This window comes from Marinomonas alcarazii (assembly GCF_003208215.1).
GTDB classification, from domain to species: Bacteria; Pseudomonadota; Gammaproteobacteria; order Pseudomonadales; family Marinomonadaceae; genus Marinomonas; species Marinomonas alcarazii.
Window position 1 is genome coordinate 372,847 of sequence record NZ_QKLW01000001.1, and the last position, 16,181, is coordinate 389,027.

Consider the following 16,181-nt stretch of genomic DNA (forward strand, 5'->3'; position numbering starts at 1 on the left):
GAGAATGCTATGACAACACATTTAGATATAAGCCATATTTCTATTGAGTTTCCTACACCAAAAGGGCCTTTTAAAGCGCTTGATAATGTCAGCCTGAAAATAAAAAAAGGCGAATTTGTGTCGCTTATTGGTCATTCGGGTTGCGGTAAGTCTACCGTCCTTAATATCGTGGCTGGTTTGTATGACGCAACGGAAGGCGGCATTTTATTGGATGGTCGTGAAGTGAAGGGGCCAGGACCGGAGCGTGCAGTGGTTTTTCAAAACCATTCTTTACTGCCTTGGCTAACCTCTTACCAGAATGTCGAATTGGCAGTGAAACAGGTTTTTCGCAAAACCAAATCGAAGAAAGAAATGCATGACTGGATCATGCATAACTTAGAGTTGGTGCACATGACCCATGCCGCTGATAAGCGTCCAGATGAAATCTCTGGCGGTATGAAGCAGCGTGTTGGTATTGCCAGAGCGTTAGCGATGGAGCCTAGTGTTTTACTGATGGATGAGCCTTTTGGAGCATTGGATGCCTTGACTCGGGCACACCTTCAAGATTCGTTGATGGAGATTCAAAAAGACTTAAACAACACCGTGATTATGATTACTCACGACGTGGATGAAGCCGTGCTGCTATCGGACCGTATTGTGATGATGACGAATGGCCCAGCAGCCACTGTTGGAGAAATTCTCCATGTTGACCTTGAGCGCCCGCGTGAGCGTCTGGCTTTAGCGAATGACCCAAGATACGTAGATTATCGAACTCAAGTGTTGACCTTCTTGTATGAAAAACAACGCAAAGTAGAGCCTATTCAAGCAACGGCTAAAAGTAAAACGGTGGCGGCCAGTGCCAAGGTTGCCAATGCCTAGTCTTATCTCTAAGTCGGGGAAACGCCGTCTCGTCATTGTTGGGGCTGGTATGGCTGGCAGCAAGCTTGCGCACGACTTCGAAAAAGCGCATGGCGATGATTACCAAATAGTTTTGGTTGGGGAAGAATCCAGAGTTGGCTATAACCGCATCATGTTGTCCTCTTTGTTGGCAAAGGATATTTCGGATACCGATATGCCATTTGTTGATGCGCAGAAAATGCAAGAAGATGGCGTTGATATTGTGTCCAATGATCCGGCTATTAAGTTGGACCCGAAAAATAAAACGCTCCTATTAGCCAGTGGAAAAACCATTAAATACGATCAATTAGTGCTAGCGACTGGCTCTCGGGCAAGTGTGCTACCAATCAAAGGGGTGTCGGCCCCTAATGTAATGGGCTTTCGTACTTGGAATGATGTGGATGTTATGACGCAGTTGAAAGGCCGTCAGTCTGTTTGCGTCGTCGGTGGTGGTTTGTTGGGCTTAGAAGCTGCAGTGGGCTTGGTAAAGCGTGGTCATAAGGTGGTCGTGTTTCATCGATCAAATTGGTTGCTAAATCGTCAGCTAGACGCCGAATCGGCCGAGCTCTTACTGGCTAGGCTTACGCAAATGGGTATCGAGTTTCGTCTTGGCGAGTCACCAGAATCCTTTTTGCAAACAGATGACGGCTGCGTCTCTCATGTGGTTTGCCAAAGTGGCGAACAGCTGGCAGTGAACTTGGTTGTTATGGCTGCGGGTATCGTGCCTGAAATTTCGTTAGCCAAAGCGGCTGGATTGGAAATGAATCGGGCGATTTTAGTCGATGAGCAAATGCAAACTTCTTACTCTGATGTTTATGCTCTGGGTGAGTGTTGTGAATGTAATCAACAAACCTTTGGCTTAGTAGCGCCTATTTGGACACAAATTAACGTTTTGATGAAGGTGTTGGTAGGCGAAGAAGCCGCGTTTGTTATCGAGCCGACACCGACTAAGTTGAAAGTATCCGGCATCAATCTTTTTTCGGTTGGTAAGATTGAGCCATCAGAAGAAGACAGCTGCATTTTTTTCAAAGATGTTAGCGCAAATCATTACCGCAAACTGGTAGTCAACGACGGCTTACTGGTTGGCGCAATTCTTTATGGCAACGTCGCCGATGGAAGCTGGTATTTCCAGCTAATTCAAAACAAGACCAATGTCTCTGAGATGCTTGATTTACTGGTATTTGGCGAAGCGTATTGCTGCCTTCAAGTGGCCTAAATCAAGCCGTTCTAGACGTTGTTAGCCGTTAGGCAAACTATTATTGCAAAGGGGAACACAATGATTTCTAGCGTGTCTTTTCTTACTACCAAACCTCATCTTGTGGTGATCGGCAATGGCATGGTCGGTCATCACTTTGTCGAACAAATGATCGCCCAAGCTGGTCATGAAGCCTTTCAAATTACGGTGTTTGGTGAAGAGCCTTACTTAGCTTATGACCGTGTGCATCTAAGTGAATATTTCACGGGTAAAGGCGCAGCCGATTTGGCCATGACAGATGGCACTTTATATGACGAACATGGTGTGCGCTACTTTACCAATAGCTTGGTGACCGAGATCGACCGTGAGGCGAAGACGCTCATATTACAAAATGGCGAGTCATTGTCTTATGACAAGCTTGTTCTGGCGACGGGCTCTTATCCTTTTGTTCCACCTATTCCTGGTCATAAACGTGATAACACCTTTGTTTATCGTACTCTTGATGATCTTGACGCGATTAGAGCTTGTGCGAAACAAGTAACAAGAGGCACGGTTGTCGGCGGTGGTTTACTTGGGTTGGAAGCGGCGAATGCGCTCAAAAATTTGGGTTTGGAAACTAGTGTTGTGGAATTCGCTCCGCGTTTAATGCCCGTTCAATTAGATGAAAAGGGCGGTGCGGTTCTTAAGGAAATGATCGAGGGGTTAGGTGTCAAGGTATATACCGACACCGCGACCAAAGAAATAATTGATGGTGAGAGTGCTTTTCATCGCATGAATTTTGCTGATGGTTCTCATCTTGAAACTGATCTTATTTTATTCTCTGCGGGGATTCGACCGCAGGATGCGTTGGCGCATCAATCGGGTCTAACGGTTGGAGAGCGTGGCGGTATCAGTGTCAACAATCATTGCCAAACCAGTGATGACGATATTTATGCCATTGGCGAGTGTGCGCTGTGGAATAATCGTATTTTTGGTTTGGTTGCTCCAGGTTACGCCATGGCCAAATCTGCCGCAGGGCATTTGTTGGGTGATGTAGGCGTGACGTTCACTGGCGCGGATATGAGCACCAAGTTGAAGCTTTTGGGTTGCGACGTGGGGTCAGTTGGCGATGCACATGCTCAATCGCAAGGCTGCAAAGTCTTTGTTTACCAAGATGAAATCAGCCAAAGCTATCGAAAAATGGTGGTTTCTGAAGACGGTAAAAAGCTATTAGGCGCTGTTTTAGTGGGCGACAACAGTTATTACGATACCTTGTTGCAATATTACCTCAATGCCATTGATTTACCTGAGCAAGCACAAGCACTTATTTTACCTACGATGGGCGATGCTCCCGTTGGCCTAGGTGTAGATGCTTTACCAGCGACTGCATCGATCTGTAGCTGCCATAATGTCTCTAAACAAGATATTAATGACGCCGTTTGTCATGGCGCTTTGTCGGTTGGTGATGTGAAAGGCATTACGAAAGCGGGAACGGGTTGTGGTGGTTGTGCAGCGTTATTGAAAAAAGTCGTCGACAATGAATTGCTAGCCTTGGGTGTTGAGGTCAGCACAGACATTTGTGAACATTTTGCGTATACCCGCCAAGATTTGTACAACCTAGTGAAAGTCGGTGGAATCAAAACCTTTGCTGAACTGTTAAACCAACATGGTAAAGGTCACGGTTGTGAAATATGCAAGCCCGCAGTTGGGTCTATTTTAGCCAGTGTCTGGAATGATTATGTGTTGAAAAAAGAACACATTAGCTTGCAAGACACCAATGATCGCTTCCTTGCCAATATGCAAAAAGATGGAACCTACTCAATTGTGCCGCGCATTCCGGGCGGGGAAATCACGCCTGATAGATTGATTGTATTAGGCGAGGTGGCAAAAGAGTACGGCTTATACACTAAGGTAACGGGTGGTCAGCGGATCGACTTATTCGGTGCGACCTTGTCGCAATTACCCGAAATTTGGGAAAAGTTAATTGCAGCGGGTTTTGAAACCGGTCAAGCCTATGGCAAATCCTTACGTACAGTGAAATCTTGCGTTGGTAGCACTTGGTGTCGTTATGGCGTGAATGACAGCATGAAGATGGCGATTGATCTGGAGAATCGTTACAAAGGCTTGCGCTCACCCCATAAAATCAAATTTGCGGTGTCTGGTTGTACTCGAGAGTGCGCTGAAGCTCAGAGTAAAGACATTGGCGTGATCGCCACGGAAGGCGGTTGGAATCTATATGTGTGCGGTAATGGCGGTATGAAACCACGTCACGGTGACTTGTTTGCCAAAGATCTGGACGATGAAACCTTGGTGAAATACATCGATCGCGTATTGATGTTTTACACCAAAACAGCGGATAGATTGCAGCGTACTTCTGTTTGGATGGACGGTTTAGAAGGTGGTTTGGATTATCTTAAAGAGGTGGTGATTGATGACAAACTGGGTTTATGTGCTGAGCTTGAAGCCAGTATGCAGCACGTCGTGGATACCTTCCAATGCGAATGGAAAACCACGTTGCAAGATCCAGAAGCCCTAAAAACGTTCCGCCAATTTGTGAATTATGAGGGAAGTGATAACAATGTGGTCTTTGTTGAAGAGCGCAGTCAAATGCGTCCGGCAACAGAAGCAGAGAAACAACAATTAATTGCGAAGGTAGGTTAAAACGATGACGATGTCATGGAAATTAATTTGTAAACAAGAAGACCTAATAGAGGGCGCTGGTGTGGCGGCCATGGTAAATGGCGAACAAGTCGCGATTTTCTACGTCCCTGAGTCAGATAATAAAGTCTTTGCGATTGGTAACTGGGATCCGGTTGGCAAGGCGAATGTTTTATCACGAGGCTTGGTTGCCCATTTACAAGATCAATGGGTCGTTGCCAGCCCTTTGTATAAACAACACTTTGTCTTGGCATCGGGCGAATGTCTGGAAGAGGATATTAAAGTACCTCACTGGCAAGCGAAGTTAGAAGGTAATGAGGTGTTTATCGCCGCCAATTAGAAATGGTGCATTTTATTGCTTAGCTGCACTGTTTGAGGGCTCTAAAAGATCGTTTTTTATAGCACTTCAGAAGTACGCCAGCCGCAAGGCCAGTAAAACCCAGTTATAACTGGCTTTATTAAAAGTTGGCTTGTTTATTGCTAAATTAATATTACTGATGCACCGTAAACCGACGATGGCTTACATATAAAGCATACAGATATTACAAAAGGCAACGAGGCCCAATCACTTTTTTTAGAAAAGTGATTGGGCCTTTTTTTGTTTTTAAGAAGGCAAATGTGAGGAGGGTCCATGGCGGCAACAACGATGACAGCAACAAGCGGAAAAACGACTTGTCCATACTGCGGTGTTGGGTGTGGCGTAAACTTGACTGTTCCTCATTCGGTAAATGAAGCGATTCCTCCTGTTTCTGGTGACTTGGAGCATCCTGCGAACTTTGGTCGCTTGTGTGTGAAAGGCAGCAGCCTTGCACAAACGATTCAATCAGATGATCGTTTATTAACGCCTATGGTGAATGGGCGGCCAGTGGATTGGCAATCGGCTGTTGAGACGGTAAGCGCAAAAATCACTCAGGTTATTAAAGACCATGGTCCCGATGCGTTTGCTTTTTATCTTTCTGGGCAAATTCTGACCGAAGATTATTATGTGGCCAATAAACTGGCCAAAGGTTTTATTGGTACTGCTAACGTGGATACCAATTCTCGCTTGTGTATGGCGTCTGCCGTTGTTGGTTATAAACGGGCTTTTGGCTCGGACACTGTGCCTTGCAGTTATGAAGATTTAGAGTGTTGTGATTTATTGATCATGGTTGGATCGAATGCCGCCTGGACTCATCCCATTTTATATCAGCGCATTGCTGCTGCTAAAAAACAACGACCGAATATGAAAGTCGTCGTGATCGACCCTCGTGAAACAGCGACTTGTGATATTGCGGATTTGCACTTGGCGATTAAGCCTGGGGGTGACGCCGCAATATTTTCCTTTTTATTACACGACTCTGCCCAATTAGATATTCTGGATCATGACTTTATTGCGAACCACACCAATGGTTTTGATGAGGCTTTGGCGCAAGCGCAAGCGTCGACACCGAGTCTTTCCTCTGCAGCGAATTTTTGCGGGGTAAGTGAGCAAGATTTAACCTGCTTAGTTGGCTGGTGGCGTGATACCGCAAAGACAATTACCTTTTATTCGCAAGGGGTGAATCAGTCGTCCTCCGGCGTTGATAAATGCAATGCGATTATTAATTGTCATTTGGCGACGGGCCGTATTGGCAAAGAGGGGGCTGGGCCTTTTTCTATTACGGGTCAGCCGAATGCTATGGGTGGGCGAGAAGTCGGCGGGTTGGCCAATCAATTGGCTGCTCATATGGATTTTGCAACACCAGACGCACAGGATTTAGTCCAGCGTTTCTGGCAAGCGCCCAATATGGCCACAGAAAATGGTCTAAAAGCCGTCGACTTATTTCAAGCCATGGAGGAAGGTAAAGTAAAAGTCGTGTGGATTATGTCGACCAATCCTATGGTGAGCTTGCCTGATACAGCGCAAGTTCGACGGGCATTGGAAAAGTGTGAGCTTGTGATTGTCAGTGATTGTAAGGCGCATACGGACACAACCGCGATGGCTAATGTCTTGTTTCCTGCGACGGGCTGGAGTGAAAAAGACGGTACGGTCACCAACTCTGAGCGGCGTATTTCTCGCCAACGAGGTTTATTGCCAGCGCCAGGGCAAGCTAAGCATGATTGGTGGGCAATCTGTGAAGTCGCAAAAAGTTTGGGCTTTCAATCGGCTTTTTCTTATCAAGATGTTCATGAGATTTTTGCTGAGCATGCGGCTTTGTCAGCGTTTGAGAACAATGGCAAACGTGATTTTGATATTGGCCATTTTAGTCAAATAACTAAGGCCGAATACGATGCTTTGACGCCAGTGCAATGGCCGGTGCCGAAAGGTCGTCCAGAAGGCACCAAGCGGATGTTTGAGGATGGCTATTTTTTCACGCCAGACGGTCGAGCAAAATTCATTGCCATTACGCCACGTTTGCCTAAGCATCAAGCTTCACCGGAATGGCCTTTCACTTTAAATAGCGGGCGAGTGCGCGATCAATGGCATACGATGACAAGAACTGGAGATGCGGCGTCTTTGGCTAAGCATACCGCACAGCCTTATGTGGAAATCCATCCGAAAGATGCGAAACAGCTTGGTATTAAAGACAAAGCATTGGTGTGTCTTACTTCGCTGTACGGGGAAGTGTTGCTAAAAGCTAAGCTAAGTCGAGCCGTTGCACCGGCTAATGTGTTTGTGCCAATTCACTGGACTCGACAATTTGCTAACGCGTCCGTTGTATCTAATCTAATACCCCAAGTCGTTGACCCTTTGTCAGGGCAACCAGAGTCTAAACACGCTCAGGTTCAGCTGGAGGCGGTAAGTGATATTGACTACGGCATGATTATCTCGGCAGTTCCGCTTGTTTTATCGGATTGTTTGTATTGGTGCCAAGTACCATCAGAGCAAGGCTATCACTACGAAGTTGTTTGGCCGAAGGGGCAAACACAAGCGTCCTTGAAAGCAATCCATGTAGAACGGCGTGACGGTTTAGCAAAAAAGGTTGAGTGGTTAGAGTATGCGAACCCAGTAACCCAACAAGTTCGATTGGCGAAGTTGGTTGATCAAAAAATTACCATGCTTATTTATATGCATCCGCAGCCTAAATCCATTTTGGCGGATTGGCTTATTTCTAAATTAGAAGCAAACACTCCGTTATCATTAGCAGACCGTTTAGCTATTTTGGTAGGCAGTCCCGCCAACGCTGAAGATAAAGGAGAAATTGTTTGCTCTTGCTATCAAGTAGGCAGTAAGCAAATTGAAAAGGCGGTTTCGTCTGGTGTTTGTACTGTCAGTGGATTGGGGGACAAACTAAAATGTGGCACCAATTGTGGCTCTTGTCTTCCTGAGTTAAAACGCTTTGTTTCTTCAGTGGCGGAGTTATCAGCATGATGAGTAGTACACAAATCCGAATGACGAATGATTTCACTCAATATGTAAAAATTTTAGGCCGAGGTAAAAAAGGCGCACGCAGTTTGACGGCGGAAGAGGCCGAACATGCCATGAATTTAATGTTGTCTGGTCAAGTTGCGCCAGAACAGTCAGGCGCATTCTGGATGTTGATTCGAATTCGTGAAGAAACGGTTGAGGAAACGGTTGGTTTTACGAAAGCAGCAAGAGACTATTTATCGAAAAAAGAACCGCTGAAAGCCAAGGTCGATTTGGATTGGCCTGCTTACGCTGGCAAACGCAATGAGTTGCCTTGGTTTTTGCTGGCGGCAATCGCACTTGCTAATACAGGCGTGAATATTGTTATGCATGGCCATACATTTGATGGAGAAAATCGAATCTATGTGGAATATGTTATTCAACAATTGGGGTTAGCCGTTTGCCACTCTAGAACACAGCTAAAACAAGAGCTTATTGACAGACATTTTGCTTACATCCCACTGGCTGATATCGATGCATCTTTGGGGAGCATGATGGATCTTAAATATGTGTTGGGGTTGCGTTCACCAGTCAATACGGTTGTGCGTATGATGAATCCTTTTTCGGCAGCCCATAGTGTGCATGGGGTGTTTCATCGTGGCTATGACCAGCTTCATCTTTCTGCCTGCGAACAATTGGGTGATGAATCAGTATTGGTATTTCGTGGTGGTAATGGTGAAGCGGAAGTGAATCCAGAGCGCGATGTGGCATTGGGTAAGTGGCAAAATAACGTAGCCAGTTGGTCTGATTGGCCAAAGGCTGAAAAGGAGCACAAGCGCTTAAAAGACAATTTGGACTTGTCACGATTAACAGATCATTGGTGCGGAAATCAGTTAGATCAATTTGGTGAGCAGGCCGTGCGACAAACTATTGCGTCGGTGGCAGGACTTCTTTATGGTGTGACGTCTCATGAGGATTGTCTTGTTTTGGTTGATGATATTTGGTCAAAGCGAGATAGGGCGTATTTTGATCATATTTTGTAGAAAGAGAATAGCATGGCGTTTATATCTTTATCAGCAGCAGTGCTTGCTGGTGGAAAAGCAGAGCGAATGTCAAAGCAGGACAAAGGTTTGTTGTTCTTTCAGGGTGAACCGATGGCGTCATCCGTAGCGCGAGCGTTACAGCAAGTAGCGGATGTTGTGTTTATTAATGCCAATCGAAATATCGAAAAATACGCTGAGCTGGGTTACGACGTGATAGCGGATGAGCAAAATTATCATGGCAAAGGGCCTTTATCTGGATTGATGTCTTGCTTGGCCTTTTCTAAGACATCGCATTTATTGGTTTCTCCCTGTGATACGCCACAAATTAGCGCAGACGCATTCGCAAAGTTAAAACAAGCCAGTGTGTCCTCACCTGATCGTATTCATTATTTATGTGATTCTTCAGGAATACATCCTTTGCATGCGATCTTACCTGTAGCGGAAACGTTAGTAGCGTTAGAAGCGTTTTTTAATACTGAGAACCGTTATAGCGTGATGGCTTTTTATGACTACTTTGGCGGTGATACCGTCAAGTGGGATGTCCCTGAGCAGCTTTTAAATGTAAATACGCCACAAGATCTGCTGTAAATTATTTTAGTGAGTCGATATCTAGGTGGTACGACTCGCCGTCTTCTTCATGCTCTAGTTTAACGAGCAAGTAGTCTAACGAAGGGACAAACCAGAAAGACGTCTTTTTACCCTTTTCAAGATTGTCTGTGCGAATGATTTTGATGGCGGAAACACGACCAAGTTTGGTGTTGATGGTTTCCATTTTATCTCGCTTGAAGCGCCAGGTTTTTATGTATCCTCCATCCGCGATTTGATACTCGAAGTCGTTTTTTCCAAGCTTTAGGTCTTGTCTAACTTGTAACTGAATTGACAGTTTATCGAGAGTGCCTGGGTTAATCGAAAGATTCCATGGCTTGTCTTTAACATCATTGCGAACGAAGTTGTTTTCCCAGTCGAAGGTCAGTGTCGCGCTTCTTTTTTTCCCAAGAGCTGAGCTTTTATATTTGTATTTGGTGGGCACTATCTGGTGATCTTTAACGTAAAAAACAGATGACTCATTTAGCGAAGCGATGAGACTGTCAGCAGTAAACGTAAATTTCCAAGAATCATTATCTTGCTTTGAAAGGGTTTGCTTGCCTTCTACTTTTAGACTGATGCCTTTTTTCCATATTGTGCTGTAGACGGCGGTATAGGGCTTTAGAAAAGTTTCTTCGGGCTTTTGTGCTGTTGAAGAGAAAGAAAGCATGGGAATACTCATAAAAATAGCCATTAACAAATTTGGAATTTTACGAGCTCTCATACTTTCTCCTACATCATGTTAGTGCTTCGTTATAAAGAATGCCGTGTTCGGGCAGTGGATTCTTATCTAAAAAAGCCTTTCCGTCTTGGAATGTTAGTCTTTCTTCACTGAACCATTTTACAGCCAGTGGGTAAATAATATGCTCCAAAGCATGGACTTTTTTCGCTAATGTTTCCGCTGTCTCTTCTTCGGCAATCTCTGTGCTTGCTTGCAATATCACCGCACCTGCATCCAGTTCAGGACTGACAAAGTGAACGGATACACCGTGCTCTTTTTCATTCGCATCAATTGCACGTTGGTGCGTATCGAGCCCTTTGAACTTTGGCAACAAAGATGGATGAATGTTTAGCATCCTGCCATCATAATGTTTCGCAAATGCTTCAGTTAAAATACGCATAAAGCCAGCCAGAACAACCAGCTTTGGCTGGTATTGATCTATGAGAGCTTGTAGTTCTGAGTCGAACTCCTCTCGGCTGTTGAATGATTTATGGCTAAGAGTATGAGTGGGAATGCCTGCATTCTTCGCTCGCTCTAGGCCATATGCATCCGCTTTATTGCTAATTACAGCGCAGATCTTGGTTTTGAGTTTTCCTTGCAAGCTTTGATCAATCAAAGCTTGCAAGTTGCTGCCGCTGCCAGAAATTAAGACAACGATTGGAAAACTCATGCTTGCATCTCTAGATCAGAGATCAAGACATCTTTGCCACCGTTACGTGGGCAAATGTCACCAATGATCCAAGCGTTTTCACCTTCAGCTTGAAGAATGGCAAGCGCTTCGTCTGCTTTTTCTGCATCAATTGAAAGTACCATGCCGACACCGCAGTTTAAAACACGGTACATCTCTTCTTGCTCAACATTTCCTTGTTCTTGCAACCAATCGAACACAGCTGGGCGTTTCCAGCTTGCTGCATCGATGCGCGCCGCTGCGTCTTCAGGAAGAACGCGAGGAATGTTTTCAAGCAAACCGCCGCCAGTGATGTGAGCTAGGGCGTTGACAGAAATGGATTCCATTAACTTAAGGATAGACTTCACATAAATGCGAGTTGGCTCCATCAATGCGTCTTTTAACGGTACGCCGTCGATCTCTTGATTTAGGTCTGCTTTGCTGACTTCAAGAATCTTACGGATAAGTGAATAGCCGTTTGAGTGAGGGCCAGATGAACCTAAAGCAATCAATTTGTCGCCAGCTTTTACATTGCTGCCATCAATGATGCTTCCTTCTTCAACCACGCCTACACAAAAGCCAGCTAGGTCATAATCACCGTCATGGTACATGCCAGGCATTTCAGCTGTTTCACCACCAACAAGCGCACAGCCTGCTTGTAGACAGCCTTCGCCAATACCTGTTACTACATTGGCTGCAACGTCAACGTCTAGCTTGCCAGTTGCGTAGTAATCTAGGAATAATAGAGGCTCAGCGCCTGCTACTACTAGATCGTTAACGCACATAGCAACAAGGTCGATACCAATCGTATCGTGTTGATTAAGGTCCATTGCTAGGCGAAGTTTTGTGCCTACGCCGTCAGTGCCTGAAACTAAGATGGGGTTTTTGTATTTTGTTGGAAGGCGAGTCAAGGCGCCAAATCCACCCAAACCACCCATTACTTCAGGGCGACGAGTTTTTTTGCTTACGCCTTTAATGCGTTCAACAAGTTGATTTCCGGCGTTGATATCTACGCCTGCGTCTTTATAACTAATGGATGGTTTATCCGACTTGGTCATTGCCTATGCCTTATCATGGTACGAGGAAAAAAAATGCATTTTAGCATAGTGGCGCATTAGGGCTATGGTTCTTTGCAATTAAGACAGTAGAATAGGCAAATAAACGAAGGAAGGGTTATGAATTCTCGTATATTTTTACTACTTATCAGTGTTTTTTGTATTTCGTCGGCCAATGCTGTTCCTGTTAAAGGGCTTTATAGTGCTGAAATTAATTTACCAGTGACACAATCTGAGTCGCAAATGCTGAACGATGCGTTCAATTTGGCTGCTGAGGATGTGCTAATTAAAGTATCAGGAGACAAAGACGCCATTTCTGGTGATTTGCTTGAGCAAGCTAAAAAACAAGCTTCTACTTGGGTAGCGCAACACTCTATTGCTTCTTTAAATGAGCTTTTGCCATTTGATGGGGGTTTTGTTCCGGGTAAAAAAATCAAGGTGACTTTTTATCAAGCATCAATTGATGGTTTTTTATCCAAGAATAATTTGCCTGTGTGGGGCGATAATCGACCTTCTGTATTGGTATGGTTAGTGACAGAAAAAAATGGTGTGAGGTCATTGTCTGGGTCAAGGTCGCCTTCAGATGCACTGAGTCAATTTGCGCAATCGAGCAGCATGGTTGGGGTTCCTGTGTATGCCCCGCTATTTGATGAAGTGGATAAGAAAAATCTGACGGTGTCTGATGTTTGGGGCTTTTTTGAAGACAGTATACAAGCGGCAAGTCGGCGTTATCAGACAGATTCTGTCGTCGCGCTAAAAGTAAGTGATTTTGCTGGGCAAATTGAAGGTAGCGCCTTGGTGCTATTAAAGAACGGTGCAACGGAACGCTTTTCATTACAGGGTGAAACACTTAATGATGTGGTCGATCAGGCTGCGGCTCGTGTAGCGAAAGTGTTTTCTTCTCGCTATGCGTCTGTCCGTAATAGTGGCTCGGCAAGCAAGCTGAATATTCAGGTAGTTGGTGTTAAAAATTACGCCGCGATGAATAAAGTGCAGTCTTATTTGGAGAGTATTGGCTTGGTGCGTGACCTGAGTATTGTGCAGGTTGAAGGTGATAAAGTGGAATTCGTTGTCGTTATTGATGGTGATAAAGAGAAACTCTTTAATAGTATTTCCTTGAGTCGCTTGCTCATCAGTGCTCCGTTAAATGCGTTAGATCCCGACGCAAATAGGGTTGTGTCTTATCAATATGGTGGAATGAATTAAATGTTAGATCCGATGGATGAAACAGTAAAAGAACGTGATTTCTCGGCGCGCCCAGAGGAAGAGCAAAAAGATTTTGTATCTCAAACTTGGTGTAATCACTGCATGGAAGTTGACTTAGGCATGGTTAACCCTAAGGAATTTGAGTCGAAAGATCGAGTTTGGATTGAAGGGGAGTGTGTTAAGTGTGGTCAATCAACGATTACTGAAATCGTTGAAGATGATGAAGAGTAGCACTTAGCTTTTATTTAGATCTTTATAACCAATAAAAAACGCGCCTAAGGGCGCGTTTTTTTGTAATGCATTAGTTCAATGTATTACTTTTTGGTTGGGTAGTCGCGCTCTGGCTTGCCGACATACAGCTGGCGAGGGCGGCCAATTTTATACGGCCCGCTGATCATTTCATTCCAGTGAGAGATCCAGCCAATAGTACGAGACATGGCAAAAATCACAGTAAACATACTGGTTGGAATACCAATTGCTTTCATGATAATGCCGGAGTAGAAGTCCACGTTAGGGTAAAGTTTACGCTCAACGAAGTAAGGATCTTCTAGTGCAATCTGCTCAAGGCGTTTGGCGATTTTAAGAAGAGGGTCATTAGACTGGCCTAATTCTTCCAATACCTGATCACATGTTTCACGCATTACTTTTGCGCGTGGATCAAAGTTTTTATAGACACGATGCCCGAAGCCCATTAGACGGAATGGATCGTTTTTGTCTTTGGCTTTCGCGATGTATTCATCAATGTTTTCAACATCACCAATTTCTTCAAGCATAGTCAACACAGCTTCGTTTGCACCACCATGAGCAGGCCCCCAAAGCGTTGCGATACCAGCAGCAATACAAGCGAATGGGTTTGCGCCTGATGAGCCTGCTAGTCGTACTGTAGAAGTAGACGCATTCTGTTCATGATCTGCGTGAAGGATGAAAATTCGGTCCATTGCTTTAGCAAAAACAGGATTAACTTTGTACTCTTCACATGGTGTTGCGAACATCATGTACAAGAAGTTTTCTGCATAAGATAAGTCGTTACGAGGGTACATAACAGGCTGATCTTTAGAGTACTTGTAGCAAATAGATGCCAAAGTAGGCATTTTAGAGATAAGGCGGAATGCCGCAATTTCACGATGCTTTGGATTGTTGATATCCATATGGTCTTGATAGAAAGCAGACAAAGCACCAACTAGGCCACACATAATAGCCATAGGGTGAGCGTCATTTCTAAAGCCCTCGATGAATTTATGCATCGATTGGTTCACCATGGTGTGTTTGCCAACCGTTTTTTCAAATTCTGCTTTTTGGGCTTTATTAGGAAGTTCTCCATAAAGTAACAAATAGCATGTTTCTAGATAGTCTGAATGTTCTGCAAGTTGCGCAATTGGGTAACCGCGATGCAATAGTATTCCTGCATCTCCATCTATGTATGTAATAGAGGATTCACAAGAGCCGGTAGACATAAAGCCTGGATCGTAGGTGAATACACCGTTAGCACCTAGTCCGCGAACGTCTATGACGTCTGTTCCTAAAGTACCTGAAAGAACAGGAAGTTCGATAGCTTTATCGATCCCATCCACTTTGAGTAGCGCTTTTTTATCAGCCATTTATGGTCTCCTTCGTATTCCGGTTCTGGGCTAAAAGTTCTTATATTGACACTGCCTAGTCCAGAAGGTGCGGAAAAAATACTGTTTCTAGACTATAAAAGTCAATCTTGTTCATTTGCACCGAATTTACATTATGGTGTGTTATTTTGTAATTATCTGACATAACCCTGAAGGTTGTTCGGAGGGTTTTTATACTTATTTTTACTTATCTGTATGATTTATAAGGAAAAATAAAAAAATTCTCAGTGCTAGTTTTATGTAATTTTATACCATTATTGTTTGAAGTTATGTCTACATTCATTTGATGAATGGTGACCATTGAAAACCTCTTGTTCAGTCTATTTGTCTTAGTATTTTTCGCTGGTCTATAATTGCGCCTCAGACGATTTCATTGATTTGCTGATGCTAATGGATAAAAGAAAGTCGCTTTTAAACATTTGTTGGCAAATCGATGAGATTTTCAAAGTAGGCCTATGACGTGTCATATTACTCTGATTAAGATGTAAAAACAGGCGCGTATAGACATTGGGTCGTGATTGACCATTCAATCGATAAAAATGGTGTAAATAGTCGTGAATAAAAAAAGACCAGTCAACCTTGATATTTCAACAATATCAATGCCCGTCACTGCAATTGTGTCTATTCTTCATCGTGTAACAGGAATCATCCTTTTTGTGGGATTGGCTTTCTTGTTTTATGCGTTCGATCTTTCTCTTGAATCTCAAGAAGGTTTTGATCAGGTAGTTAACGCTTTGCAAACTAACTTTTTGGTGAAGTTCGTTATCTGGGGTGTTGTCTCTGCATTGATGTACCATTTCGTAGCAGGTGTTAAACACTTGTTTATGGATATGGGATATTTTGAAGAATTAGAAAGTGGACGTAGTGCTGCTATCGCAAACATTGTGATTGCTGTGGTTCTTATTGTGTTAGCAGGAGTTTGGATATGGTAACTCAAATCACTAGTTTTGGTCGTTCAGGCCTTTATGACTGGATGATGCAGCGTGTATCTGCCGTTGTGTTGTCTTTGTACACTGTTTTCATTATTGGATATTTGTTGCTTAATCCTGATCTAACATACGATCAGTGGAGTGCTTTGTTTGAAGCAACATGGATGCGCATCTTTAGTTTGATGGTGCTTCTATCTATTGGTATGCATTCTTGGATTGGTTTGTGGTCAGTTTCAACTGACTACATCAAAGCAACCGGTGCTCGTTTCTTTTTTCAATCTCTATGCGGTTTTGTAATGTTTGTTTACATCGTATGGGGTGTTCAGGTTCTTTGGGGGCTATAA

At 44.0% G+C, this 16,181-nt stretch carries 15 protein-coding genes; 11 read left to right on the forward strand and 4 right to left on the reverse strand.

What is annotated here, in order from left to right; all coding sequences use genetic code 11:
- The first annotated feature begins 9 nt into the window (after positions 1–9).
- The 7 genes from DFP75_RS01625 to mobA all read left to right on the forward strand — a co-directional run bounded on the left by DFP75_RS01625 (position 10) and on the right by mobA (position 9,646).
- Positions 10–858, forward strand: a complete 849-nt coding sequence (locus DFP75_RS01625) for an ABC transporter ATP-binding protein (RefSeq protein ID WP_110571757.1) — start codon at positions 10–12, stop codon at positions 856–858.
- Positions 851–2,092 carry an NAD(P)/FAD-dependent oxidoreductase gene (locus tag DFP75_RS01630; protein ID WP_110571758.1) on the forward strand — a complete coding sequence of 414 codons (1,242 nt, stop codon included), beginning with the start codon at positions 851–853 and terminating at the stop codon, positions 2,090–2,092. The genes DFP75_RS01625 and DFP75_RS01630 overlap by 8 nt, the downstream gene beginning before the upstream one ends.
- 60 nt (positions 2,093–2,152) lie before the next feature.
- A complete protein-coding gene (gene nirB, locus DFP75_RS01635; protein ID WP_110571759.1) occupies positions 2,153–4,711 on the forward strand; it encodes a nitrite reductase large subunit NirB in 2,559 nt (852 codons plus the stop codon).
- Positions 4,712–4,715: 4 nt separating this feature from the next.
- The gene (nirD, locus tag DFP75_RS01640) at positions 4,716–5,048 is read left to right on the forward strand and encodes a nitrite reductase small subunit NirD (RefSeq protein WP_110571760.1); all 333 of its coding nucleotides are present in this window, start codon (positions 4,716–4,718) and stop codon (positions 5,046–5,048) included.
- A 291-nt stretch (positions 5,049–5,339) separates the two neighbouring features.
- Positions 5,340–8,039 (forward strand): nitrate reductase, encoded by a 2,700-nt coding sequence (locus DFP75_RS01645; protein ID WP_110571761.1) that lies wholly within the window; start codon positions 5,340–5,342, stop codon positions 8,037–8,039.
- Positions 8,036–9,058 carry a glycosyl transferase family protein gene (locus DFP75_RS01650; protein WP_245926926.1) on the forward strand — a complete coding sequence of 341 codons (1,023 nt, stop codon included), beginning with the start codon at positions 8,036–8,038 and terminating at the stop codon, positions 9,056–9,058. Before DFP75_RS01645 ends, DFP75_RS01650 begins: the two co-directional genes overlap by 4 nt.
- 12 nt (positions 9,059–9,070) lie before the next feature.
- Positions 9,071–9,646, forward strand: coding sequence for a molybdenum cofactor guanylyltransferase (gene mobA, locus DFP75_RS01655; RefSeq protein ID WP_110571762.1), 576 nt, complete (start codon positions 9,071–9,073; stop codon positions 9,644–9,646).
- A gap of 1 nt (position 9,647) precedes the next feature.
- On the opposite strand, the gene DFP75_RS01660 is transcribed toward mobA, so the two are convergent.
- Genes DFP75_RS01660 through purM form a run of 3 tightly spaced genes read right to left on the reverse strand, consistent with a single transcriptional unit; the run spans position 9,648 to position 12,089 of the window.
- A complete protein-coding gene (locus tag DFP75_RS01660; protein WP_110571763.1) occupies positions 9,648–10,367 on the reverse strand; it encodes a DUF3108 domain-containing protein in 720 nt (239 codons plus the stop codon).
- Between the two features lie 13 nt (positions 10,368–10,380).
- Entirely contained in the window at positions 10,381–11,034 is a 654-nt protein-coding gene (gene purN, locus DFP75_RS01665; protein WP_110571764.1) for a phosphoribosylglycinamide formyltransferase, read from the reverse strand.
- A complete protein-coding gene (gene purM / locus DFP75_RS01670) occupies positions 11,031–12,089 on the reverse strand; it encodes a phosphoribosylformylglycinamidine cyclo-ligase (protein ID WP_110571765.1) in 1,059 nt (352 codons plus the stop codon). Before purM ends, purN begins: the two co-directional genes overlap by 4 nt.
- Positions 12,090–12,206: 117 nt before the next feature.
- On the opposite strand from purM, the gene DFP75_RS01675 reads away from it, so the two are divergent.
- Positions 12,207–13,292 carry a DUF2066 domain-containing protein gene (locus DFP75_RS01675; protein ID WP_110571766.1) on the forward strand — a complete coding sequence of 362 codons (1,086 nt, stop codon included), beginning with the start codon at positions 12,207–12,209 and terminating at the stop codon, positions 13,290–13,292.
- The gene (locus DFP75_RS01680; protein WP_110571767.1) at positions 13,293–13,523 is read left to right on the forward strand and encodes a hypothetical protein; all 231 of its coding nucleotides are present in this window, start codon (positions 13,293–13,295) and stop codon (positions 13,521–13,523) included.
- Positions 13,524–13,606: 83 nt separating this feature from the next.
- Here DFP75_RS01680 and gltA read toward each other — a convergent pair whose 3' ends face one another.
- Positions 13,607–14,890 carry a citrate synthase gene (gltA, locus tag DFP75_RS01685; RefSeq protein WP_110571768.1) on the reverse strand — a complete coding sequence of 428 codons (1,284 nt, stop codon included), beginning with the start codon at positions 14,888–14,890 and terminating at the stop codon, positions 13,607–13,609.
- Positions 14,891–15,462: 572 nt separating this feature from the next.
- Between gltA and sdhC the strand changes: the two genes are divergently transcribed.
- Both sdhC and sdhD read left to right on the forward strand, forming a co-directional pair.
- On the forward strand, positions 15,463–15,840 hold the full coding sequence (gene sdhC, locus DFP75_RS01690; protein WP_110571769.1) for a succinate dehydrogenase, cytochrome b556 subunit: 378 nt from the start codon (positions 15,463–15,465) through the stop codon (positions 15,838–15,840).
- Entirely contained in the window at positions 15,834–16,181 is a 348-nt protein-coding gene (sdhD, locus tag DFP75_RS01695; RefSeq protein ID WP_110571770.1) for a succinate dehydrogenase, hydrophobic membrane anchor protein, read from the forward strand. The genes sdhC and sdhD overlap by 7 nt, the downstream gene beginning before the upstream one ends.

Coding starts and splice junctions, on each gene's coding strand:
- sdhD (WP_110571770.1), top strand. CDS start 15,834: ATGGTAACTCAAATCACTAGTTTTGGTCGTTCAGGCCTTTATGACTGG.
- DFP75_RS01660 (WP_110571763.1), bottom strand. CDS start 10,367: ATGAGAGCTCGTAAAATTCCAAATTTGTTAATGGCTATTTTTATGAGT.
- DFP75_RS01675 (WP_110571766.1), top strand. CDS start 12,207: ATGAATTCTCGTATATTTTTACTACTTATCAGTGTTTTTTGTATTTCG.
- nirD (WP_110571760.1), top strand. CDS start 4,716: ATGACGATGTCATGGAAATTAATTTGTAAACAAGAAGACCTAATAGAG.
- DFP75_RS01680 (WP_110571767.1), top strand. CDS start 13,293: ATGTTAGATCCGATGGATGAAACAGTAAAAGAACGTGATTTCTCGGCG.
- purM (WP_110571765.1), bottom strand. CDS start 12,089: ATGACCAAGTCGGATAAACCATCCATTAGTTATAAAGACGCAGGCGTA.
- DFP75_RS01625 (WP_110571757.1), top strand. CDS start 10: ATGACAACACATTTAGATATAAGCCATATTTCTATTGAGTTTCCTACA.
- mobA (WP_110571762.1), top strand. CDS start 9,071: ATGGCGTTTATATCTTTATCAGCAGCAGTGCTTGCTGGTGGAAAAGCA.
- DFP75_RS01630 (WP_110571758.1), top strand. CDS start 851: ATGCCTAGTCTTATCTCTAAGTCGGGGAAACGCCGTCTCGTCATTGTT.
- DFP75_RS01650 (WP_245926926.1), top strand. CDS start 8,036: ATGATGAGTAGTACACAAATCCGAATGACGAATGATTTCACTCAATAT.
- purN (WP_110571764.1), bottom strand. CDS start 11,034: ATGAGTTTTCCAATCGTTGTCTTAATTTCTGGCAGCGGCAGCAACTTG.
- nirB (WP_110571759.1), top strand. CDS start 2,153: ATGATTTCTAGCGTGTCTTTTCTTACTACCAAACCTCATCTTGTGGTG.
- DFP75_RS01645 (WP_110571761.1), top strand. CDS start 5,340: ATGGCGGCAACAACGATGACAGCAACAAGCGGAAAAACGACTTGTCCA.
- gltA (WP_110571768.1), bottom strand. CDS start 14,890: ATGGCTGATAAAAAAGCGCTACTCAAAGTGGATGGGATCGATAAAGCT.